General features: G+C 56.3%; 16 protein-coding genes. 9 read left to right on the top strand and 7 right to left on the bottom strand.

Annotation, left to right across the window (positions count from 1 at the left end; genetic code table 11):
- The first annotated feature begins 1 nt into the window (after nt 1).
- Both AB8818_RS18065 and AB8818_RS18060 read left to right on the top strand, forming a co-directional pair.
- Nucleotides 2-1,462, top strand: a complete 1,461-nt coding sequence (locus AB8818_RS18065; protein ID WP_192983778.1) for a TolC family protein — start codon at nt 2-4, stop codon at nt 1,460-1,462.
- 50 nt (nt 1,463-1,512) lie between these two features.
- The gene (locus AB8818_RS18060; protein WP_116342818.1) at nt 1,513-2,199 is read left to right on the top strand and encodes a response regulator transcription factor; all 687 of its coding nucleotides are present in this window, start codon (nt 1,513-1,515) and stop codon (nt 2,197-2,199) included.
- An 82-nt stretch (nt 2,200-2,281) separates the two neighbouring features.
- On the opposite strand, the gene AB8818_RS18055 is transcribed toward AB8818_RS18060, so the two are convergent.
- Complete coding sequence (locus AB8818_RS18055) at nt 2,282-5,128, bottom strand: transporter substrate-binding domain-containing protein (RefSeq protein WP_302220491.1); 2,847 nt, start codon at nt 5,126-5,128, stop codon at nt 2,282-2,284.
- Nucleotides 5,129-5,579: 451 nt separating this feature from the next.
- On the opposite strand from AB8818_RS18055, the gene AB8818_RS18050 reads away from it, so the two are divergent.
- Nucleotides 5,580-6,806, top strand: coding sequence for a tetratricopeptide repeat protein (locus AB8818_RS18050; protein ID WP_166712580.1), 1,227 nt, complete (start codon nt 5,580-5,582; stop codon nt 6,804-6,806).
- Here AB8818_RS18050 and AB8818_RS18045 read toward each other — a convergent pair.
- A complete protein-coding gene (locus tag AB8818_RS18045) occupies nt 6,797-7,171 on the bottom strand; it encodes a Biofilm associated protein A (protein WP_226857623.1) in 375 nt (124 codons plus the stop codon). The genes AB8818_RS18050 and AB8818_RS18045 overlap by 10 nt on opposite strands.
- A gap of 246 nt (nt 7,172-7,417) precedes the next feature.
- Here AB8818_RS18045 and AB8818_RS18040 point away from each other — a divergent pair, with 246 nt between their 5' ends.
- Both AB8818_RS18040 and AB8818_RS18035 read left to right on the top strand, forming a co-directional pair.
- Complete coding sequence (locus tag AB8818_RS18040) at nt 7,418-10,975, top strand: response regulator (protein WP_371199937.1); 3,558 nt, start codon at nt 7,418-7,420, stop codon at nt 10,973-10,975.
- Nucleotides 10,972-11,754: an aminoglycoside adenylyltransferase family protein gene (locus AB8818_RS18035; protein ID WP_166712576.1), complete on the top strand. Its 783-nt coding sequence runs from the start codon at nt 10,972-10,974 to the stop codon at nt 11,752-11,754. Before AB8818_RS18040 ends, AB8818_RS18035 begins: the two co-directional genes overlap by 4 nt.
- Before the next feature lie 21 nt (nt 11,755-11,775).
- Here AB8818_RS18035 and gorA read toward each other — a convergent pair whose 3' ends face one another.
- Nucleotides 11,776-13,128, bottom strand: a complete 1,353-nt coding sequence (gene gorA / locus AB8818_RS18030) for a glutathione-disulfide reductase (RefSeq protein WP_116342808.1) — start codon at nt 13,126-13,128, stop codon at nt 11,776-11,778.
- Between the two features lie 71 nt (nt 13,129-13,199).
- Nucleotides 13,200-14,042: a 23S rRNA (adenine(2030)-N(6))-methyltransferase RlmJ gene (locus AB8818_RS18025; protein WP_109846188.1), complete on the bottom strand. Its 843-nt coding sequence runs from the start codon at nt 14,040-14,042 to the stop codon at nt 13,200-13,202.
- A 177-nt stretch (nt 14,043-14,219) separates the two neighbouring features.
- Between AB8818_RS18025 and prlC the strand changes: the two genes are divergently transcribed.
- Together prlC and rsmJ are read left to right on the top strand one after the other, a co-directional pair.
- Nucleotides 14,220-16,262, top strand: coding sequence for an oligopeptidase A (prlC, locus tag AB8818_RS18020; RefSeq protein ID WP_163330615.1), 2,043 nt, complete (start codon nt 14,220-14,222; stop codon nt 16,260-16,262).
- Nucleotides 16,263-16,269: 7 nt separating this feature from the next.
- Nucleotides 16,270-17,034 carry a 16S rRNA (guanine(1516)-N(2))-methyltransferase RsmJ gene (rsmJ, locus tag AB8818_RS18015; protein ID WP_192983772.1) on the top strand — a complete coding sequence of 255 codons (765 nt, stop codon included), beginning with the start codon at nt 16,270-16,272 and terminating at the stop codon, nt 17,032-17,034.
- A gap of 55 nt (nt 17,035-17,089) precedes the next feature.
- Here the strand turns inward: rsmJ and uspA are convergent, their stop codons facing one another.
- A complete protein-coding gene (gene uspA / locus AB8818_RS18010; RefSeq protein ID WP_003861223.1) occupies nt 17,090-17,527 on the bottom strand; it encodes a universal stress protein UspA in 438 nt (145 codons plus the stop codon).
- Nucleotides 17,528-17,810: 283 nt separating this feature from the next.
- Between uspA and uspB the strand changes: the two genes are divergently transcribed.
- The gene (uspB, locus tag AB8818_RS18005; protein WP_003861224.1) at nt 17,811-18,146 is read left to right on the top strand and encodes a universal stress protein UspB; all 336 of its coding nucleotides are present in this window, start codon (nt 17,811-17,813) and stop codon (nt 18,144-18,146) included.
- 54 nt (nt 18,147-18,200) lie between these two features.
- Here the strand turns inward: uspB and pitA are convergent, their stop codons facing one another.
- Nucleotides 18,201-19,700 (bottom strand): inorganic phosphate transporter PitA, encoded by a 1,500-nt coding sequence (pitA, locus tag AB8818_RS18000; RefSeq protein ID WP_116342802.1) that lies wholly within the window; start codon nt 19,698-19,700, stop codon nt 18,201-18,203.
- A gap of 228 nt (nt 19,701-19,928) precedes the next feature.
- Between pitA and AB8818_RS17995 the strand changes: the two genes are divergently transcribed.
- Nucleotides 19,929-21,125: an NAD(P)/FAD-dependent oxidoreductase gene (locus tag AB8818_RS17995; protein WP_192983770.1), complete on the top strand. Its 1,197-nt coding sequence runs from the start codon at nt 19,929-19,931 to the stop codon at nt 21,123-21,125.
- 54 nt (nt 21,126-21,179) lie between these two features.
- Here the strand turns inward: AB8818_RS17995 and AB8818_RS17990 are convergent, their stop codons facing one another.
- Nucleotides 21,180-23,000 (bottom strand): integrin alpha, encoded by a 1,821-nt coding sequence (locus AB8818_RS17990; protein ID WP_116342800.1) that lies wholly within the window; start codon nt 22,998-23,000, stop codon nt 21,180-21,182.
- Between the last annotated feature and the right edge of the window lie 58 nt (nt 23,001-23,058).

Here is a 23,058-nt window from a genome sequence, read left to right as displayed (position 1 = left end):
TATGAAAAGTAACTCTATTTTTATGCAGCGCCGCCTGGCGGCGCTGTTAACGGCCGCGGCTTGCCTGGCATCGGCTAAAAGTGCAGCAAATAGTGACGGCTTATTAGCCTTTGCGCCTGTAGACCCTGCGGTAAAATCTCGCATGGTGATGGCCTCGACACCGCCCGCACCCGCTGCGCCGTTAGTGGAGCAGGCGCCGGTGACACATGCGGCCGCCGCGCCGAAACGTGATAATACGGCCCGCACGCCCAGCGAAAGGGAAATTCGCGCCCTGTTTAATGATGCGGTGAATACCGCGCTCAGTATCAGCCCCGAAGTGCGTGGCGCGAATTATAATACTGAAGCGGCAGAAGCGAATGTTGACGAAGCGAAAGGTCAGCGCTGGCCGCAGATTGATGTCGGCACCCGTTCCAAAAGTTATCAGTTTGGTGGTGGTGAGCGTCGCTACAGCGACAGCCGACCGGCGGTCACCGTGAATATGGCGACCACACTGCTCGATTTTGGCCGCACCAGTAACACCATCAAAAGCCGTGAAGCCCTGCATGACGCGGCGAAAAATAACGTCGATGCCCAGGCGGAAGATATCGCCTGGCAGGTCAGCAGCGCGCTCGTCGAACTGAGCAAGCAGCGCCAGATTATCAGTCTGAGCCAAAAGTATGTGGCGCGGATGAACGAGCTGGTTGAGATGCTGGACGGGATCGTGAAGGTTGATCAGGGGCGCCGCAGCGAGCTGACGCAGGCCCGGGGGCGGCTGCTCCAGGCGCAATCGTCGCTGGACACGGCCGTCTCACGTGCGCGAGATACTGAAATTACCCTTAACCGCCTGCTGGGGGACAAAAAAGTACCCCTGCCTGCGGCGACGACCTGGAACCTGAAACCGGGTGAACTGACGACACAGCTTTCGGCCATCGACACGCATCCGACGATTCGCCAGGCTCAGGCGGAGACCGCGTCGGCGCTGGCGGATGCGGATGTCGCGCGCTCGGCCTCTTACCCGACAGTGACCTGGAACGTGGGCAAAAGCACCGGGCGTGACGAACTGGGGCGTGAACAGTCCTGGGAGACGGGTGTGAACGTGAGCTGGCCGATTTTCCGCGGCGGTTCTCAGCGAGCCGCTGCACTCTCTGCCGCGCGTCGTGCGGACGCCAGCAGAGAAACTATAGAAAAACAGTTACGCGATTTGGATAACCGCGTGCGCGCGGCGGATCAGGACGCCCGCAGCATGCTGGAACGCGCTGAGTTGTACCATGACTTAGCCTTTGAATCCGATCGCATTCGCCATGATTTCTTCGATCAATGGTACCACCTTGGCAGACGAACCCTGCTGGATGTGCTGAGTGCAGAAAGTGATTATTACGGTAACCAGGTTGCAGAAGCCACCAACCGCTTTGACGCTTACGCTGCTATTTTTCGTAGTTATGCCAGTGCGGGAACATTATTGCAGTGGCTGAGAAAGCAGTAATCAGCCATTTTTATAATGACCCACACAGCAGGCACAGAAAGAGAGTGCAGATGAATCAGTATTCAGGAAAGAAAATTTATATCGCCTTACTCGACGATCATCCGATTGTCCGCAAAGGGCTGGAAATTATTTTCAGCCAGGAGCCGGATTTCGAACTGAAAGGCAGCTTTGCCAGCCGCATTGATCTGATTAACTTTTTACGTACCAACCGGATTGATGTGCTTATCCTCGACTATTTGCTCGGGGATGAAGACATTGACGGATTGCCGATGATTAAGCAGTTAATGAGCAATTTTCCCTGGCTGAAAATTTTGATCTCATCGACGCTGGAAAATACCGCCATTGTTCGTATGGCGCTGAAGGCAGGCGTGCGCGGGCATATCGGCAAAAGCCGTGACGCCTCGGAAGTGGTGGATGCCGTGCGCCGCGTGGCGGCTGGGCATATCTGCCTTTCCGAAAGCATGGAGAAGGAGTTTTATCTTATCTCCGAGCCATCTGCATCCGGTGACGCTGAAGATGAACAGCATGTAATTGACGGCATTGGCCGTCTGGACCAGCTTTCTGCCCGGGAACTGGAGGTGTTACGCCTTTTCCTTTCCGGTATGTCGGTGCTGCAAATTTCTGAGAAGTTCAGCCGGAGCCGCAAAACGGTTAGCGGCCAGAAGAAATCCGCAATGAAAAAGCTGGGCGTGAAGACCGACCCTGAGCTGTTCCTCTGGCACGACCAACTGCTGTGAGTGTTGTCCGGCGGCGCTACGCTTGCACGGGCCTACAATAAATCGTTCAATTAATTGATATTATTGTCGATTGTAGGCCAGCTCAGCGCAGCGCCACCCGGCAAGAAGTACTGTTACGCAGCGCCGTCGCCAGATCGCTAATAGAGCACGGCTTAAACAGACAATCGTTCATTCCCGCCTGCAAACACCGTTCCTTAATCTCATGCATCGCATTGGCGGTAAAACCAATAATCCATGCCGGTGTCCGGCCCTGCTCACGCTCAGCGTTACGCATCATGCCCGTTAGCTGATAACCGTTGATGCCCGGCATATTGCAGTCGGTGATAACCACATCAAAGGCAGTATCGGCCCAGATTTTGAGGGCCTCATCGCCACCGGAAGCCAGATGCGCATGCTGCCCCAGCCAGGCCAGCTGTTTGGCCAACAGGATGCGGTTTGCGGGATTGTCATCCACCACCAGCACGTTAAGCGCCGGTAACTTTTCATCTTCCGCATCAGGCTGGGCACGGGGCGTAACGGCACGGGTAACTTTAGGCAGGGAGAAGGTCGCCCTGACGGTGGTACCGACATGCTTTTCGCTGGCGAGCGTGAGCGTGCCATTCATGCTTTCACAGATGGTTCGGCTGATATATAACCCAAGGCCGGTGCCCGCCCGACGATTGTCCGCCTGGCTGAACGGCTTAAAGAGTGCGGCCTGCTGGCTGGCATCAATACCGATACCGCTGTCCTGCACCTCAATGACAAACTGGATGTTATCGGTGCCGGGCTCCTCACGCTGAGATAAGGTCAGCGTCACGCTGCCGCGGTCGGTAAACTTGATGGCGTTGCTTAGCAGGTTGGAGAGCACCTGCTTAATACGCAGCGGGTCGGCATAGACCTCATACAGCGCCTCTGTCGGGAAGACCTTATTCAACTGGATATTTTTTTCTATCGCCACGCCCTGGAACACCCGCATCATGTTGTCGATGAGTTTGCCGAACTGCACGGGTTCCGGGTTGAAATCGAGATGCCCTCCCTCGATACGGGAGATATCCAGGATATCGCCAATCAACCCCACCAGACCCTCTGCCGAGTCGTAGGCGACTTCCAGCGCCTGAAGATCGTGCTCGCCCTTGCGCCCTTTTTTCAGAACGATGTCCAGCATGCCGATAATGGCGTTCATCGGGGTGCGGATCTCATGGCTCATGGTTGACAGGAACACCGATTTTGCCCGGTTAGAGTCTTCGGCGCGATCTTTCGCCTCGCTCAGTTCCGCCAGCAGCGATTCACGTTCGGTCAGCATCTCGCGCAGCTGGGTGAGCTGCTCGTTCAGTTGCCTGCGCAGCGCCGCTTTACGCACAATCTGCCGACGTAAATAGAGCGCCCATCCCAGCGCTAATAGCACCAGAACGGCGCTGAAGACACCCGTGGCAATCAGCACTTCGCGATAGCGATACCAGAAGCTGTCGACCACCACCAGCTCGTTGGGTCGCCAGCGGTTCGCCAGGTTTTCCATCTCAATGGGTGAGATACTCAGCAGGACTTTATCCAGAATGCTCTGCAGTTCCGGGCTTGCCAGGCCAACGCCAAAGGAGATCCAGGCGGGGGAGTCGCCAACAATCGAAACCACCTTCAGCTTGTCCTGAAAATTGGTGTAGATCTGGTAATCCGTCATCACCAGAATACCTATTGCCGCGTCGGCATCGCCGTTGGTGATGCTGGCGAGCAGCTGCGATTCATTGCCCACGTGAACTATTTTGATCTCCGGGTAACGTTCGCGCACCAGCTGCTCCACGCCGATGTTTTTCACCAGCGCCAGGCGTTTGCCGCGCAGGTCGGCCAGCGTGTTAATGTCGTTACGTGAGGATGATGTGGCAAGAGCAAACGCGCTGCGTAAGTAGGGCCGCGTGAAGAGGACCTGACCCTTGCGCGCCTCGCTCGGCGTCACTGACGCGAGCATGTCAGCCTGCCCGTGGTTGACCTGGGCTATCAAATCATCGGTGGTATTGCCGGTCTCAAAGCTAAAGCGCAAGCCGGTGCGCAATGACACCACGGAGAAGAGATCCGCCACTACCCCGCGCAGCATCCCCTTGTTATCGATAAAGGAGACCGGGGCGGCATTATCCTGGCTGTAGATGAGCACGTTCACCACCGGATGCCGGGCGATCCACGCTTTCTCCTGGTCGGTAAAGACCAGCGACTTGGTTCCCTGTGCAATATCGACCCGATCGGGCTGCCAGCGGCGATAGAGATCCAGCTTTTCCTCTTCGGGTACCGCGCGGATGGTCGCGTTAATCAACTGGTTAAGCAGCGGGTTATTCTGGCTCAGGGCGAACCCCACTTCACGGTTGGGCAGCCGCGAGATGCGATCGATATGAATATTGTTTAAATAGTTTCGGCTCAGCGAATAGCTGTTACCGAGATAGGCGCGTGAATGCCCAAACGCCACGGCGCTCAGCGCTTCCTGATAGCTGTCAAACAGGCGAAAGCGCGCGTTGGGATAGGCCGCTTTCACCTGTGCCAGAGGCAGGTAGTCCCGGACCATCGCGACGTCGGTGTTAGCAAGGTCGTCCGCGAGAGGCTGGGTATCCCGGTCGTTCGCCCCCAGCACCGGTTTATCGCTGGCATAGGGCGTTGAGAAGACAAATGCGTCGTTGGCGTCAAAGGCGGAGACCGAGGGGATAAGATCGATATCACCGCGCGCCAGCGCCTGCCACAGCTCTTCCTGCGAGTCGTACATTTTAACCTGCACCGGCAGATTAAGCTGCCAGGACACCAGGCCGAGATAGTCGGCGCTCAGCCCCTCATATTCATGGCGTATGTTGCGCATGCCGAAAGGAGGCACGTCATAACGTGTGATACCCACCGTCAAGTTTTGCATATGCTTTAGCAGCGTTGCCTGCTCGTCAGTGAGCGGCAAGCGACTCATGCCCTCAATGGGGGTGCGCATCAGAATCTTATATTCTTCGCTGTGTGCCGGAGGCATCACGAATAAAAATAAAACCAGAAGCAAAAAACGACGAAGGTAGTGACGCATAACTTTTTATAACGCTCCTGAGCATAAGATACTGAAAGTGATATTCTGATTAAACGTTAAAAGCATTGTTATAAGACAAGGCTTGGTTATTATTCTGGCGATTGTGAATAACGAAAAGCACAATGTCTGGTCAGGAACGTTATTATTTCTACGCTATCCTCTCAATACTAATATAAGCGTGCATTTTCGCCTGCTTTTTGCTGCTTAAATCCTGCGCCATCATTGACTGCCGGGAACATCAAGACGGGTCTTGTCGCTTACTTTACAGACGAATGGGAAAATCATACGCACGATTATTTGATTTTGAGCCTGGACAATGCGTCGATCCCTTCAACCTCATCCATCTGCTGCAAAACAAGAAGCAATGCGTCAGACATTTGCTGCCCTGGCGGAGCAGTACCGTCATGCAATGGCCGTGACGGATTATGCGACGGCCTCTCGCTGCTGCGAAAAAGCGCTGGCCGTTCTGCCGCATAATATGTCGGTACAGAGCGATTACGCCCTTAGCCTGATGCGTGAGGGAAAACATGACAAGGCGTACAAAGTCTACCGCAAGATTTATCAGTCGCCCCGTCGTCATGAAGCGTCAGAAACCTGGCTCGATGGCCTGGCGGAACTGTGCGGCCATATGGGCAAAACGGATGAAATGCGCGCGTATGGTCTGGAGTCGTTGACCCTCTCTGACCAGCGTTTTCGTCAGGGAACCGCCTGGCCGCTGCCCCAGACACCACCGCCACCTTTTCAGGCGGATTGCCCGGAAAAAAACATTATCGCGTTCAGTCTGTATGGCGATCTGCCGCGCTACTGCGAAACCTTAATTAAAAACATTGAGGCCGCCGCAGAGCTGTTTCCCGGCTGGCGCTGTCGCGTGTATCTGGATGACTCCGTGCCCCAGCACGTCTGGCAGCGGCTGGCGCAGGCGGGTGCCGCGCTGGTGGATATGAGCCAGGAAAAGCGCATCTATCCCACGCTGTGGCGTTTTCTGGTGATGGATGACCCGCAGGTCGAGCGTTTTTTAGTGCGTGACGCTGACTCTCTGCTCTCTGAACGGGAACAGGTTTGCGTGGAAGACTGGCTGCGCTCGCCGTTTTATTTCCACCATATGCGCGACTATTTCACCCATACCGAGCTGTTGCTGGCAGGGATGTGGGGCGGCTGTGGCGGCGCGATCCCAGACGTGGAAGGAATGATGCGTCAGTTTGTGGCGAGCTACCGGGGAAGCGCCCGTTTCACCGACCAGTATTTCCTCAAAGTGGCGATCTGGCCTACGGTCCGGCAGAGCATTTTGAATCATGATGAGATCTTCGCCTTTCACCATGCTCAACCGTGGCCTGCACATCCGCCTGTTCGCTGGCAGACTGAGCACTTCCACGTGGGCAGCAACGCCGGGTTTACCGTGCTGGCGGGGCCGAGCGAGAAAGCCAGCGGTGAAAAGCAGGCTGTCGTATTACGGATTGAGGGGGAGAGCTATCGCTATACGGCGTTGGTGCGTGATGGGCAGTGGCGATTGCCTATCCCATTCTTCCTTGCTGACGGTTTTCGCGCGGGCGAGGTGCAGGTTGAGGTTATTACGCAACCTGATTACGTCTGAGGCGCAACGTCTAGTCCTGTCTGGACCAGTAGCTCCGTCTCAATACCCGGATGGTGATAAACCTCATATTGCACGCCATTCACGGTAACGGAGCCTCTGGCTTTCATCCATTCTCCTGGCTCTGATTCTGCTGGAAGCAGATCGGACAGATTGACCCGCTGCCCGGGAGGGCCTTTTATCAGTAGCTGCTGATTAACGTCGTCGATAAAAAGACGCTCTTCCCCCTGAATGAAAATATCGCCGAGCGCGATTTCGACCAGTGCAGGGAATTGATCGTCAGTCGCCATCTCTTTATGGGCATCGGCAGTGTTTTCGCCGTGGGCAGTTAACGTGTTATTCATTTTTTGTGGAACCTGTTTACGCATAGCAAATCTGCTGCGTTTTTACCTTCCAGCAGAGGAGGGGACAATAAGTCCGGTCTTATAAAAATCCGCTGACGATAGTTTTTAAAAACAAGACCGACCTTAATCCCGATTTGCCCACCTATTGCTAAAATTCCTGCAAATTATGGCGGTTATCCAGACAATGCATAACGAAGCGCGGTTGCTAAAATTAACGCTGTGCCAGCCTGCTGATTTCCAGCCCTCACTTTTCAGGGAACGACTCCAACGATGCGTTTTATCACTGCCCGGTTAATTAGCCTTTTTATGCTGCTTTGCAGTATCGGGCAGATTCAGGCCCAGGAACTGACCCTGCAACGCCGCGTGCAGGTCAATGCGCCGCATGTCCAGTTTAGTGGTGACGTGCAACAATGGCTGAAACACAATCAGACGCTTCACGTGGGCGTCTGGGGGTCTCCGCATCCTCCTCTCAGCGAAGGCATGGGGCACGGACTTTTCAGCGGGATTGCGGCCGATTATCTAGCGTTGCTGGAAGATAGCCTGAAGGTCAACGTCAAACTCCACTATTACAACCAGAGTCGTGATGCTTTCCAGGCGCTGCGTCGCCATGAAATTCAGATGGTGGCGATGTGGAACCCGGAGCTGTGGCCAAACGCCGAACTGGTGACCACGCCGCCATGGCTGCTGGATAAGTCAGTCTTAATGACCACTCGCGAGCGAGCCGATGACGCGCCTGAAGAGAGCCCAAAGACATTAGGTTTGATGACTGATACCAACGCCAGCCCGGCGCTGCGTCGCCACTATCCCGGCAGTATGCTCCGTTTCCAGTCCTGGTATCCTTCAGCCGTCAGCGCGCTGGCGTTTAAGCAGATAGATGCCCTGTGGATTAACCGGGCCAGTGCGGAGTACCTTACCCAGTATCATCAGGCTCAGGGGATACGCTGGCGCTACAGCCCGGCGCTGCCCAATCTGAACATGAGTTTTGGTGTAGATCGCCAGCTGCCGCAACTGGTGGAAGCCATCGACGCGGTGTTCAAACATATCCCCTTAGCCAGCCGTTTGCGTATTACCACCAGTTGGGGGCTTAACCGGAGCTTCGTCATTACCGCCAATCCGCTGGCGCTGGATCGGGAGGAGGAGAACTGGCTGCGTGAGCATAGTCAGATCCAGGTGATTCTGGATAGTCGCCAGCGCCCGCTCTCGTTTCTGGAGGATGGCACGCCAGCGGGTCTGGTGGTTGATCTGCTCAACCAATTTAGCGAGCAGTATGATATTCACTTCACGATATTGACCGCCGGTAGCGACGACGAACTCAACGCGTTAAAGCAGAATAACCCGGATGCGCTGGTGCTCAGGCAGGTGGCTGACGTGTCGCAAAAAACGTCCGCGGCCATGGCGATGACCTCGCCGTTGCTCACCACGCCGGCCGTGGTGGTGATGGATCAGACGATCAAACGGCCGGACGATTTTGCCCAGCTGAAGGGTGAAAAGCTGGCGATTATGGCCGACGATCCGCTGCGCCCCTGGCTGGAAACCTGGTATCCTACAATCAAACTGGTGTCGTTGACCCACATGGACGACGCGCTGGCGCGGTTGAAAAAAGGCGAAGTGCGCGGTGTGATCGCGCCGCAGTTTATCGCCAACTACCTGGTGACGCGCCATCATCCCACCCGTTTTCATCTGGCCGTCACGGTGCCTGTCCCCCTCATCGATGTCGTCATTGCCGCGCAAACCGAGACCAGCCAGCCAGTTAATATTCTCAATAAAGCGCTGGCAGATATGCAGCCGCAGGCACTGATGCAGCTGGCGGGTGACTGGCGACAAGCGGCCATCGACAATAGCGAAACCTGGGCGCAAAGTTCATTACTCAATTCTCTGGTCTGGGGCGTGCTGCTTCTGCTGGTGGTGACAGGGTGTTGGCTATGGATACAGTATCTGCGCGCCGCGCTGCGCCGTGGCAATGTCTTGCAGCGCCAGCTTACCGAACAGTTACGTTTTACCCAGGCGCTGATCGACGCCTCGCCCGTGGCGCTCTACGTTCGCGATCGTAACGGCCATCTGCTGCGCTACAACCAGGCCTGGGCGGATACCATCGGCCAGCCGGGCGATGCCTTCCAGGGGCAGCCAGTAACCGCGATCGACATGGTAGAACCGGCGGTGCTGGCGAACCTGGAGGCGAAATACCAGCAGGCGTTACAGGATGGGCAACCGCAGAACTGGGCTGACAGTTTTACGATAAACAACCAGACGCGCTACCTGCAGGGCTGGGTTGTGCCGTGGCACGACAGTCAGGGTGAAATTGGTGGTCTGATTGGCGGCTGGCTGGATGTCACTGAAAAAGAGCTGCTGATTGCTCAGCTCTCTGAGACGAAGGGTAATCTTGAGCAGGCAATAGGCAGCAAAAACGCCTTTATGCAGAGCATGGGGCATGAAGTGCGCACCCCACTCAGCGTCATCACCGGCCTGCTGGAGATGGAGCTTCAGGCGCTTGATGCGCGGCATGAGCATAATGAAAACCTGAATCTGATTTGGGAATCCTCCCTCAACCTGCTTTCGCTGATCGGCGATATGTTTGACGTCTTCCGTGCAGATAACCCGCAGCTGAACGGAACGATGCGCAGCACGCATCTGCCCCAGTTAATCCACAGTACCGTGGCGCTTTACCGGCAGCAGGCTGAAGCGAAAGGGATCACCCTGAACGTGCTGATCGAGCTCTCTACCGAGCGTTTTACCACCGATCCGCTGCTGATTATTCGCATCCTCTCCAGCCTGCTGCGTAACGCCATCAAGCATTCGAATGGTCAGGATATTGACGTTGAAGTGTATGAGGGCAGCAAAGAGCCGAATGCCACGACGATCCCGCTGGTCATCGAAGTGTGCGATCGGGGCGAGGGCATTGACGAGCACCTGATTGAGGACATTGCCAGACGAGCGCACCACGTGACGCTGAAATCAGAGTGGACCGACACCGGGTTCAGTTTACCGGCCTGCCTGTATATGGCCCATGCCGCCGGTGCGGAGGTACGTATCGACAGTGAACCGCATGAGGGCTGCGTGGTGAGCCTTCACTTCAACGCGGTGCCTGCCGCCAGCAAAGTGTTAACCCCTCCGCCTGTCGAACATATGCGCAGCCTGCATATTCTTGGGGTCGACGACTATCCGCCAGCACGCCGTGCGCTGCGGCAGCGGCTGGAGTCCTGGGGGCACCGGGTTTCGCTGGCGACACAGGGGGCGGAGGCGCTGTCGATGTGGCAGCAAAATCCTGGCCGCTACGATGTGATTATTACCGACTGCACGATGCCGGAGATGGACGGCTATGAGCTGGCGCAGCAGATCCGTCATACCGAACAGCTTTATGGTCATCCGCCTATCCCGATATTCGGCCTGACGGCGATGAGCGGCGTAGAAACGGCAGCGCGCTGTATCGATGCTGGTATGAATGAATATCTGGAGAAACCGCTGACGGCGGAAAAACTCCAGACGTTGCTGGATCGTTATTTTGCCGGCAGCAGCGCGATGCCTGCCCTGGAGAGCGATGCCACGCGGGCGCTGCAGGCCGAAATGGTGGAGGTGAACAGACAGGATGCCAGCCAGTTGACGCAGTGGCTCGCACAGAAAAATCGCGATAAGGTTGGCCGTATGGCGCACCGTATCAATGGTGGCGCAAGGATGATGAGCATGACATCTTTGCAGCAAGCCTGTGAACAGCTGGAAACAGCCTGTAACGACGATCGACCCTGGCAAGAGATTGACCTTTTGGTCAACCGCGTGCTGGAAGAGATAACCCGGTTTAATCAGCAGCTATCGTCAGACGAAGAGGTAGGATGAACGAGCCCCCCTGCGCACAAAAACAGCTACAGAGCGCCTGCGCGCTCATCGAAAGCGTTCTCGGAAGCGAGCTGATGGCAATTCACTTATACGGTTCGGCGATGGACGGCGGCCTGAAGCCGCTGAGCGATATCGACCTGCTGGTCACGGTACGTTCGCCGCTGCGGGATGAACAACGCCATACCTTGATGCAGAAGCTGCTGGCGATTTCGGCCTGGCCCGGCACGTCGGAGATTTACCGGGCGCTGGAAGTAACGGTCGTAGTCTGGTCGCAGATTGTGCCATGGCACTTTCCGCCCGTGCGGGAACTGCAGTTTGGAGAATGGCTACGGGATGATATTACAAACGGGAAATACGAACCGGCTCAGCCCGACCCCGATCTGGCGATTTTACTGACCAAAGCGCGTCAGAACAGTCTCCCTCTGCGGGGAAAAGCGGCCTGCGAGTTATTCGAGGCTGTGCCAGAAAACGATCTGCTGGAGACCTTTCGTCAGACTCTGGCGCTGTGGAGCAGGGCTGACGATCTTAAGGGGGATGAAAGACACATCCTCCTGACGCTGGCGCGTATCGGGTATAGCGTTGAGACGGGTAAGATCGCGGCTAAAGACGAGGCCGCTGCCTGGCTGCGGCCGCAATTGCCCGAAGCTCATGCGAAACTGCTGGAGGAGGCGCGTGCAGAGTATCTCGGGTTGGTCACCGTGGACTGGGCAGAAAAAATGCCGCAGGTTGCGGCATTTGTCCGTGATGTCAAAAAAGCGATACAGGAAAAAATGGCGTAGTGCCATCCTGTAACGCTCTGGTTAGCGCATCGTCACAAACTCTTCCGCCGCCGTCGGGTGGATCGCCACGGTATTGTCGAAGTCTTTTTTGGTTGCGCCCATCTTCAGCGCCACCGCAAAGCCCTGCAGGATCTCATCCATGCCGAAGCCGATGCCGTGGATGCCGACAATCTTCTCTTCCGGACCCACGCAGACCAGCTTCATGCGGCACGGCTGGCGGTGGGAGGTAACCGCGGTATACATCGCGGTGAACGCCGATTTATACACTTTCACCTGGTCGTCGCCATACTGCTCGCGCGCCTGAGGCTCGGTTAAGCCGACGGTGCCGATTGGCGGGTGGCTGAAGACCACGGTCGGGATATTGCTGTAGTCCAGATGCTCGTCCGGCTTGTTGTTAAACAGGCGCTCGGAGAGACGACGGCCCGCCGCAACAGCTACCGGCGTCAGCTCAACGGCACCGGTGTTATCGCCGACCGCGTAAATGCCCGGCACGCTGGTATTCTGGAACTTATCGACGACGATGTAGCCTTTATCGTTGGTTTTCACGCCCGTTACAGCCAGGTTGAAGCTGTCGTTCGCCGGTTCACGACCAATCGCCCAGATCAGGCAATCAACGGTCTGGCTGCGGCCATCTTCCAGCTCAAGCGTCAGGCTGCCGTCCGCGTTTTTCACCACCGCTTTTGGCACGGCATTAGTGTGCAGGGTCGGGCCTTCGGTGTTCATCACTTCGACCAGGGTATCGACAATCAGCGGGTCAAAGCTGCGCAGCGGCGCGTGCTTACGCACGAACAGGTGCGCTTCTGCGCCCAGGCCGTTAATCACGCCGGCCAGTTCCACCGCGATGTACCCCGCGCCAACAACGGCAACGCGTTTTGGCAGGGCAGGCAGCTCGAAGAAACCGTCGGAGTCGATGCCGTATTCAGCGCCCGGAATATTCGGGTGGCTCGGACGGCCGCCGGTGGCGATCAGAATATGATCGGCGGTGATCGTCTCGCCGTTCACTTCGATCGTTTTCGCGTCAACAAAGCGGGCGAAACCGTGGATCACGTCGACGTTATTCTTGCCCAGCACGTTGTCGTATGAGGTGTGAATACGGTCGATGTAGGCGGTACGGCTGGCGATCAGCTTGTCCCAGTCGAAGTGGTTGATGGTGGTGTCAAAGCCGTAGTCCGGGCCGTACATATGGATAGCTTCACGGATTTGCGCCGCGTGCCACATCACTTTCTTCGGTACACAACCCACGTTCACGCAGGTGCCGCCCAGCGCTTTGGCTTCAATCAGCGCACACTTCTGGCCGTACATGGCCGCGCGGTTGATGGAGGCGATGCCGCCGCTGCCGCCGCCGATTGCGATGTAGTCATAATGCTTAGTCATAGCTTTTGTCCTTAATCGTGAATTGCCGCGATTGTATACCTGAAATCAATAGTTTCCACCGATGGCTGCGATTACTCAGGCACGATCCAACTGACGGTGGCGTGGCCTGTACCCGCTGGCACCAGCGTTTTGTGCAGCCACGGCAGCACGTTGTTCATCTGAGCTTCAAGCTTCCACGGCGGGTTGATCACAATCATCCCGGAGGCGGTCATGCCGCGCTGATCGCTGTCCGGGCGTACCGCCAGCTCAATCTGCAGGATTTTGCGGATGCCGGTCGCCTCCAGATCTTTGATCATGCGTTTGATCTGCGCGCGCAGCACTACCGGGTACCACAGGGCGTATGTCCCGGTGGCGAAGCGTTTGTAGCCTTCGTGGATGCCGGTCACCACCGCCTGATAGTCGGTTTTGATTTCGTACGGCGGGTCTATCAGCACCAGGCCGCGACGGGAAACCGGCGGTAGCCTGGCTTTCAGCTGCTGGTAGCCGTCGGATTTTTCCACGCGGGCGCGGCTGTCTTTCTGGAATTCAGAACGCAGCAGCGGGAAGTCGCTCGGATGCAGCTCGGTCAGCTGGAGGCTGTCCTGCTCGCGCAGCAGCTGGCGGGCAATCAGCGGCGAGCCCGGGTAGTAGCGAAGCTGGCCGTTGCGGTTGAAGTGATTGACCACGCCGATGTACGGCTCCAGCTCGGCAGGCAGATCGTCCTGTTGCCAGATGCGGGCAATCCCTTCCAGATATTCGCCGGTACGCTCAGCATGTTCGCCGCTCAGCTGGTAACGGCCCGCGCCCGCGTGGGTGTCCAGATAGAGAAACGGCTTCTCTTTCTCTTTGAGCGATTCGATGATCAGGCTCTGAACGGTGTGTTTAAGGACGTCGGCGTGGTTGCCTGCGTGGAAGCTGTGGCGATAACTGAGCATGGGTATTGATATTCCGCTGAATTGACGATTTGCCACAGTTTACAGCAGAACGGCACAGATTACCCGTAGGCCCGGTAAGCGCGGCTATTGAAATCCTCTACACTTAACCCCATTACTGAACAATATGCACAGCGCCGGATGCGCGCTTCATTCACCTATTTCAACAGGACAGCGTTTATGACCAATCCATTACTGACGCCTTTTTCGTTGCCGCCGTTTTCTAAAATCCTCCCTGAGCATGTTGTTCCAGCCGTTACCCGGTCGCTGGAAAACTGCCGTGCGGCGGTAGAAAGCGTGGTTGCGCAGGGCGGGCCGTACACCTGGGAAAATCTGTGTCAGCCGCTGGCCGAAGTGGACGACGTGCTGGGGCGCATCTTCTCCCCGGTGAGCCACCTGAACTCGGTTAAAAACAGCCCGGAACTGCGCGAAGCTTACGAACAAACCCTGCCGCTGCTCTCTGAGTACAGCACCTGGGTTGGTCAGCACGAAGGGCTGTACAAAGCCTACCGCGACCTGCGCGACGGCGACCACTATGCTGAACTGAACACGGCGCAGAAAAAATCCGTCGATAACGCCCTGCGTGATTTTGAGCTGTCCGGTATCGGTCTGCCAAAAGAGAAGCAGGTTCGCTACGGTGAAATCGCCGCGCGCCTGTCCGAGCTGGGCAACCAGTACAGCAACAACGTCCTCGACGCCACCATGGGCTGGACAAAGCTGATTACCGATGAATCTGAACTGGCCGGTATGCCTGAAAGCGCGCTGGCGGCGGCAAAAGCCCAGGCCGAAGCGAAAGAGCAGGAAGGTTTCCTGTTAACGCTGGATATCCCAAGCTATCTGCCGGTGATGACCTACTGCGACAACCAGACCCTGCGCGAAGAGATGTATCGCGCGTACAGCACTCGCGCATCCGATCAGGGGCCGAATGCCGGTAAGTGGGACAACAGCCCGGTGATGGCGGAGATCCTCGCCCTGCGCCACGAGCTGGCCCAGCTGCTCGGCTTCGACAGCTACGCCGATAAATCCCTCGCCACCAAAATGGCGGAAAACCCGCAGCAGGTGCTCGACTTCCTGACCGATCTGGCGAAACGCGCCCGTCCTCAGGGTGAGAAAGAGCTGGCCCAGCTGCGCGCCTTCGCGAAAGCGGAGTTCGGCGTGGACGAGCTGCAGCCGTGGGATATCGCCTACTACAGCGAAAAACAGAAGCAGCACCTCTACAGCATCAGCGACGAGCAGCTGCGCCCGTACTTCCCGGAAAACAAAGCCGTAAACGGCCTGTTCGAAGTGGTGAAACGCATCTATGGCATCACCGCCAAAGAGCGTACTGATATCGACGTCTGGCACCCGGACGTGCGCTTCTTCGAGCTGTATGACGAGAAAAACGAGCTGCGCGGCAGCTTCTACCTTGACCTCTACGCGCGTGAAAACAAGCGCGGCGGGGCGTGGATGGACGACTGCGTGGGCCAGATGCGTAAAGCCGATGGCTCCCTGCAGAAGCCGGTCGCCTACCTGACCTGTAACTTCAACCGCCCGGTGAGCGGCAAGCCTGCGCTGTTCACGCATGACGAAGTGATTACCCTGTTCCACGAGTTCGGTCACGGCCTGCACCATATGCTGACCCGCATCGAAACCGCAGGCGTTGCCGGCATCAGCGGCGTGCCGTGGGATGCGGTCGAGCTGCCAAGCCAGTTTATGGAAAACTGGTGCTGGGAGCCGGACGCGCTGGCGTTTATCTCCGGTCACTATGAAACCGGCGAACCGCTGCCAAAAGCGCTGCTGGATAAAATGCTGGCGGCGAAAAACTACCAGGCGGCAATGTTCATCCTGCGTCAGCTGGAGTTCGGCCTGTTCGACTTCCGCCTGCACGCGGAGTTTAGCCCGGAGCAGGGCGCGAAAATCCTTGAAACTCTTGCCGAGATTAAAAAGCAGGTTGCCGTTATTCCAGGGCCAACCTGGGGCCGCTTCCCGCACGCGTTCAGCCACATCTTCGCGGGCGGCTACGCGGCGGGCTACTACAGCTACCTGTGGGCCGACGTGCTGGCGGCGGATGCCTTCTCTCGCTTCGAAGAAGAGGGGATCTTCAACCGCGAAACCGGCCAGTCGTTCCTCGACAACATCCTGACCCGTGGCGGGTCTGAAGAGCCAATGGTGCTGTTCAAACGCTTCCGCGGCCGCGAGCCGCAACTGGATGCGATGCTTGAACATTACGGGATCAAAGGCTGATTGTTACGTGAAGATCTGCTTAGTTGATGAAACGGGCGCCGGAGACGGCGCCTTATCTGTTCTGGCGGCCCGCTGGGGGCTGGAGCACGACGAAGAGAACCTGATGGCGCTGGTGATGACGACAGCGCATCTCGAATTACGCAAGCGCGACGAACCGAAGCTCGGCGGGATTTTTGTCGACTTCGTTGGCGGGGCGATGGCGCACCGGCGCAAGTTCGGCGGCGGTCGCGGCGAAGCGGTGGCCAAAGCGGTCGGCATTAAAGGAAGCTATCTCCCGGACGTGGTGGACGCCACGGCGGGGCTGGGGCGCGATGCGTTTGTGCTGGCGTCGGTGGGCTGTCATGTGCGCATGCTGGAGCGCAATCCGGTGGTGGCCGCGCTGCTCGACGACGGGCTGACGCGAGGCTATGCGGACCCGGAAATCGGCCCGTGGCTGCAGGAGCGCTTGCAGCTTATCCACGCTTCAAGCCTGACGGCGCTGACCGATATCACCCCGCGCCCGCAGGTGGTCTATCTCGACCCGATGTTCCCGCATAAGCAGAAAAGCGCGCTGGTGAAGAAAGAGATGCGGGTGTTTCAGTCGCTGGTGGGGCCGGATTTAGACGCAGATGGCCTGCTGGAGCCGGCTCGTCAGCTCGCGACGAAGCGGGTGGTGGTGAAGCGTCCGGACTACGCGCCGCCGCTGGCGGACGTTGCCACGACCAACGCGGTGACCACTAAAGGACACCGGTTTGATATTTATATCCCCTCACCCCAACCCCTCTCCCCATAGGGGCTCGATCGTTCCCTCTCCCCTATGGGGAGAGGGTGAGGGGAATCTAATGCACTTACTCGTCTTCTTCGTCACGCAGTGGAACAATCAGCATATCCACGTGAACGGTGTTAATCAGCTGGCGCGCGGAAGACATCAGCTTGCTCCAGAAGTCTTGATGGTGTCCGCATACCACCAGATCCATATCGTATTTCTTAATCGCATCAACCAGTACCTGGCCCAGGTCGCCGCTGCCGCTCAGGGTTTCGGTGATCGGATAGCCCGCGTTGGTGGACAGTTCGCTCAGAGCATGGTGAGTCTCTTCGGAGATGCGTTTCTGCATATCGCCGAGATTTACGTCGATCAGACCGGTGTAGAGGTCGGAGTAATTCACATCAACGTGAATCAGGGAGACTTTCGCGTTGTAGGGACGTGCCATGGATACTGCTTTATCAACCAGCACTTTGCTCTCCGGAGAGAGGTCTACCGCGATGAGAATGTGTTTGTAAGCCATAGTGTTACTCCTTCCTTAAGTTATCGATGACTAAATGAGAATGCCGTCGTCTGATACTTTCATTACGGCCCAGTTAAACATATTTTTCAAGCTTTGGTGTTGATAACGATTAACCTTGTGGCAAAAAAATTAACGGATCTCCTACACTATTTAATGAGCCGTTCGGATATTAAAACGCGAACCGGATCGACTTTTGGTCATTCTTTCACTGAACTGTCTGTCAGGGCATTGGGGTGCGGTAGCTCAGGAGCCTTGCTTCGTGGGCGGACGCCGGGGAGGATGTATGATTAGCACCGTCGCATTGTTTTGGGCGTTATGCGTAGTTTGCATAGTGAATATGGCGCGCTACTTCTCATCGTTACGTGCGCTGTTAGTGGTACTTCGTGGTTGCGATCCGTTGCTGTATCAGTATGTGGACGGTGGAGGGTTCTTCACCTCGCATGGACAGCCCAGCAAGCAGATGCGTCTGGTCGGGTATATCTACTACCAGCGCTACCGCGATCATCACGATGAAGAGTTTATCCGTCGCTGCGAGCGTCTGCGTCGTCAGTTCATTTTGACCAGCGCCCTGTGCGGGCTGGTCGTGGTCAGTATGATTGCATTGATGATTTGGCACTGAGCATAAAAAAAGCGGGCCAGTTTCCTGACCCGCTTTTTTGTCGCCTTCAAGCGATTAAATCAGCTTCAACGAAATCCAGTACAGACCGCCAGACAGCAGGATGGACGCCGGAAGGGTGAACACCCAGGCCATCAGAATGTTGGTCACGGTTTTGCGCTGCAGACCGCCGCCGTCAACAATCATGGTACCTGCCACGGACGAGGAGAGTACGTGGGTGGTGGATACCGGCATACCGGTATAGCTCGCCAGACCGATAGATACCGCCGCCGTCATCTGCGCGGACATACCCTGCGCATAGGTCATGCCTTTCTTACCGATCTTCTCGCCGATGGTGGTCGCTACACGACGCCAGCCAATCATCGTACCAATACCCAGTGCCAGCGCGACGGCCATGATGATCCAGATAGGCGCGTACTCGATGGTGTTGAGCATGTCGCTTTTCAGTTTCTTCAGCAGACGTTTGTCGTCAGCATTCACCTCTGGCAGCTTCGCGACTTTATCGGTCACGTCAGAGATGCAGAGCATGATACGACGCAGCTGACCACGCTGTTCAACGGCCAGTTTGTCGTAGCTTTCGATATTGCCCAGCATGCCTTTGGCGCGTTCCAGCGCGTTAATCGCGTTAGCCGGATGGCAGTGGAATTCGCCCGGTGCCGTCGTCGCACCTGATTCCGGGGAAGGGATCAGCTGATCAACGCCGGTCGCTTTTTTCAGCAGCTCAGGGTGTTGCTGGAAATAGGTCTCAACGTTGTTGACCGCATCACGGGTACGGGTGATTTCGTAACCAGAAGCGTTCATGTTCACCACGAAGCCCGCCGGTGCGACGCCGATCAGAACCAGCATCACCAGACCAATGCCTTTCTGCCCGTCGTTCGCGCCATGAGAGAAGGCCACGCCGATAGCGGAAATGATCAGGGCGATACGCGTCCAGAACGGCGGCTTTTTCTTGCCGTCTTTCTTCTCACGCTCAGCTGGCGTCAGGTGGATACGCGCGCGTTTCTTCGTGTTGCTCCAGTAGCGACGCAGGATGAAAATCAATCCACCCGCAACCACCAGGCCCACGATAGGGGAGATGATCAGAGAGCCGAAAATACCCAGTACTTTAGGCAGGTTCAGCGCATCAACAACCGATGTCCCGGTCATCAGGGCGTTGGTTAACCCGATACCGATAATCGCGCCGATGAGGGTGTGAGAGCTGGATGCAGGCAGGCCGAAATACCAGGTACCGAGGTTCCAGATAATGGCAGCAAGCAGCATTGAGAACACCATGGCAAGGCCATGACCGGAACTCACGTTAAGCAGCAGATCCGTTGGCAGCATATGCACGATGGCATACGCAACGCTCAGTCCGCCCAGGAGGACACCAAAAAAGTTAAATACCGCCGCCATAACGACCGCAAGCTGCGATCGCATTGCGCGAGTGTAGATAACCGTTGCTACTGCGTTTGCAGTGTCGTGGAAGCCGTTGATCGCTTCGTAAAACAGTACAAAAACCAGAGCAAGCAATAGTAAAAGCCCGGTATGTAAATCCAGGCCGGCAAACAAATGTAGCATAGGACGTTACGCCATTTTGAGGACATGAACGCGGCGCATTATCCAGGACAAATGCGCAACGGGCAAAGTGAAATATAGACTTTTTTTGACATACCACCTGATTTGAGAAAAGTGCCTGAAAGGATAATCGTTAAATTTCAATGGAATGGCTTTGTAATATCTTTTTACGCTGGTGTGACCACAGAGGAAACTTTACAATCCGCGGCAGTTAACGAAGAGGGTTTTGACGTGGAAAGGTTTGATGCCGTGGTAATTGGCGCCGGTGCGGCGGGTATGTTTTGTGCGGCGATGGCCGGACAGGCGGGTCGTCGCGTACTGTTGCTGGACAACGGGAAAAAGCCAGGCCGCAAAATCCTGATGTCGGGCGGCGGGCGCTGCAACTTCACCAATCTTTATGTCGAACCCGCGGCCTATTTGAGCCAGAACCGTCATTTTTGTAAATCTGCGCTGGCGCGTTACACCCAGTGGGACTTTATTGACTTGGTGGGTAAGCACGGCATCGCGTGGCATGAAAAGACCCTGGGGCAGCTGTTCTGCGACGACTCCGCGCAGCAGATTGTCGATATGCTGGTGGCCGAGTGCGAGAAGGGCGGCGTGGTGATGCGCCTGCGCACGGAAGTGCTGGAGGTGGCTCGCGACGAGCAGGGCTACACGCTGCAGTTGAACGGTGAAACCGTCGGCGCCGATAATCTGGTGATCGCCAGCGGCGGCCTCTCGATGCCGGGTCTGGGCGCGTCACCGTTCGGCTATAAAATCGCCGAACAGTTTGGCCTGAAGGTTCTGCCAACCCGCGCCGGGCTGGTGCCGTTCACGCTGCATAAGCCGCTGCTGGAGCAGCTTCAGACGCTTTCCGGCGTCTCTGTACCTTCAGTCATTACTGCAGAAGACGGGACGGTATTCCGCGAAAACCTGCTCTTTACCCACCGCGGTCTCTCCGGCCCGGCAGTACTGCAAATCTCCAGCTACTGGCAGCCGGGGGAATTCGTCACGGTTAACCTGCTCCCGGACTGCGATCTCGACGCGTTCCTTAACGAGCAGCGTACCGCGCACCCGAATCAGAGCCTGAAAAACACCCTGGCAATGCAGCTGCCAAAACGTCTGGTGGAATGTTTGCAGGTGCTGGGGCAGATCCCGGACGTGTCGCTCAAGCAGCTTAACAGCCGCGAGCAGGAAGCGTTGGTGGATACGCTAACGAACTGGCGCGTTCAGCCAAACGGCACCGAGGGGTATCGCACGGCGGAAGTGACGCTGGGCGGCGTTGACACGAATGAGCTTTCTTCACGCACGATGGAGGCGCGTAACGTACCGGGGCTCTACTTTATCGGCGAAGTGATGGACGTTACCGGCTGGCTCGGCGGATATAATTTCCAGTGGGCGTGGTCGAGCGCCTGGGCGTGCGCGCAGGCGCTGCAAAACGCGCAATAAATTGCCGGGGAGTTTCCTCCCCGGCAGTGTTGCTCCATTCAGATGATGTAAGAATTAATCCGGGATGATGTAATCCGCAATGCGGAAGGTGACTTTACCCGTCCAGCTGTTATCACGGTAAGAACCAATGGCGAGACTGTCCTGAGTGAAGCCATTGAAGTTCCCGGCCGCAATGGAGGCACCGAATTTTTCATACTGATTTTTACCCCAGTAGACTTTCGCAACACCTTCACTCACCAGCGTATTAATATCGATCATGCCTTCATCATCAGCGTAATCATCCAGGCTTTTACCGCCGTTGATCACATACACGGCGCCGACCTGAGTGCCGCTGGAGTTCAGCGCATTCGGATCGCCAATCACCAGATCCTTCTTACCGTCGCCGTTCAAGTCCACATTACCGAGAATGCTGTTCCCGAACCCTGCCAGCTTGCTGCCAGGCCTGTCGGCGTAGATAGCATAGCCATCTCGTACGCTAAATTTTTTGTTGTAGTTCAGCCGGGTGTGTGCCGCATCAAGGAACAGGGATGATGGCAGTTTACTGCCGTCGGTCTTACCTTTGATAATCCAGACCAGCCCGGAACGTTTTTTATCGATACCCATGTCGGCAGGGGCGCTAATCGCAAAAGCGTTATAATGTGTACTCAGGAAGTTACCTAACGGCGTAATGGTGCCGTTATTGGGCTTATCCTGCGTATAGGCGCTATGATCGTTACTCCCTTCACCTCCGCCGGACTGACCGCCAAGGAAAGCTGCCCCCATACCGTGAATGCGGGTTGCCTGCGTCGCGTTTAACGAGGCAATGTCGAGATTCCCCTGGTTGAAGCTGCTGCCGTAGACAAGATAAGCCGTACCGCGCCCATCAGTGCCGCTGTTTTCGGATTTACGGCCTTCATTGACGGATTCCGGGTCGACGATCAGATAATCACTGAAGCCGTCGCCGTTAATATCCCCGACATCGCTGATCTGCTGTCCAAGGTTGTAGTTAAGCGGTTTCTCCGGACCGTTGGTGGCGGTCATCTGCGGACGAATATAGGCGCCGGTTGCGGCAGGGATCTCCCAGTCGCCCAGGTTGTTGCGCTTAATATCGATATTCTGCCACTGGTCGCCTGGCTTTTGGGCGCCGTAGATAATGACCGCGCCGCCGCGTCCGCCAGTGCCTTCGATATCGCCGATAGCGAGATCGACCATCTTGTTAGCCACTGCAGAATTTTTATATTTAATTGGGCCTACCGCGGCGCCAAACCAGCCGCCGGTATTCGCATTGCCTGAAGAATTCACCGTACGGATGCGAATACCCAGGCGAGCGTCGCCATTGTCGATATCATTGAGGTCTATCTGATTAGAGAGCCGCGCGCCTGTACGGTGATGCGGTCCGCCCCAGATAATATAGACCTGATCATGCCAGTGGGAGGCGATAACTAAATCGTCATATCCATCGCCGTTAATATCACCAATTTTGCGTACCGCAACGCCCATCCATTTTGTCGTCACTGAGCCGGGCTTATTCGCTTTATTGCTGTGGAAGATTTTAAGCGCGTTTTGCGGATCGAATTCACCTACGTTGTTCACTTCCTGCATGGTTTTACCGCCGGAAGTTCCGAAAATAACGTAGGCAATCCCTTTCGCGCCATCCCCCCAGGGGGCCGTGATCACAATATCTTCGCCCGCGATATGTGTGCCGTTGTCCTTATCGGAAAACTTACCGATAGTGGTCATTGTCATACCGAAATAGTCATTACTCTTTTCACCCTTGATGGCAAAAGGCGCTGAGTAGGGCTCAATATCGCTGGCGATGGCCTGAGATGCCGTGAAGCCTGTACCTAATAAGGCCGCAATGCAAAATGCTATGCGCGTTTTACTTTTTAGTTTCATGCTATATATCCTTATACAAATCCATTTTTAAATACCCGGCAACTCATTTCTATAGCGC

The organism is Enterobacter sp. KB-280D8, from assembly GCF_041399405.1.
Classification (GTDB): domain Bacteria; phylum Pseudomonadota; class Gammaproteobacteria; order Enterobacterales; family Enterobacteriaceae; genus Enterobacter; species Enterobacter cloacae_N.
The sequence above is the reverse complement of the archived record's forward strand: the minus strand, read 5'-3'. Positions and strand labels throughout refer to the sequence as shown.

Bases quoted from the DNA above. Each gene is read 5' to 3' on its own strand.
- AB8818_RS18065 (WP_192983778.1), top strand. From the start codon at position 2: ATGAAAAGTAACTCTATTTTTATGCAGCGCCGCCTGGCGGCGCTGTTA.
- AB8818_RS18060 (WP_116342818.1), top strand. From the start codon at position 1,513: ATGAATCAGTATTCAGGAAAGAAAATTTATATCGCCTTACTCGACGAT.
- AB8818_RS18055 (WP_302220491.1), bottom strand. From the start codon at position 5,128: ATGCGCACCCCCATTGAGGGCATGAGTCGCTTGCCGCTCACTGACGAG.
- AB8818_RS18050 (WP_166712580.1), top strand. From the start codon at position 5,580: ATGCGTCAGACATTTGCTGCCCTGGCGGAGCAGTACCGTCATGCAATG.
- AB8818_RS18045 (WP_226857623.1), bottom strand. From the start codon at position 7,171: ATGCGTAAACAGGTTCCACAAAAAATGAATAACACGTTAACTGCCCAC.
- AB8818_RS18040 (WP_371199937.1), top strand. From the start codon at position 7,418: ATGCGTTTTATCACTGCCCGGTTAATTAGCCTTTTTATGCTGCTTTGC.
- AB8818_RS18035 (WP_166712576.1), top strand. From the start codon at position 10,972: ATGAACGAGCCCCCCTGCGCACAAAAACAGCTACAGAGCGCCTGCGCG.
- gorA (WP_116342808.1), bottom strand. From the start codon at position 13,128: ATGACTAAGCATTATGACTACATCGCAATCGGCGGCGGCAGCGGCGGC.
- AB8818_RS18025 (WP_109846188.1), bottom strand. From the start codon at position 14,042: ATGCTCAGTTATCGCCACAGCTTCCACGCAGGCAACCACGCCGACGTC.
- prlC (WP_163330615.1), top strand. From the start codon at position 14,220: ATGACCAATCCATTACTGACGCCTTTTTCGTTGCCGCCGTTTTCTAAA.
- uspA (WP_003861223.1), bottom strand. From the start codon at position 17,527: ATGGCTTACAAACACATTCTCATCGCGGTAGACCTCTCTCCGGAGAGC.
- uspB (WP_003861224.1), top strand. From the start codon at position 17,811: ATGATTAGCACCGTCGCATTGTTTTGGGCGTTATGCGTAGTTTGCATA.
- pitA (WP_116342802.1), bottom strand. From the start codon at position 19,700: ATGCTACATTTGTTTGCCGGCCTGGATTTACATACCGGGCTTTTACTA.
- AB8818_RS17990 (WP_116342800.1), bottom strand. From the start codon at position 23,000: ATGAAACTAAAAAGTAAAACGCGCATAGCATTTTGCATTGCGGCCTTA.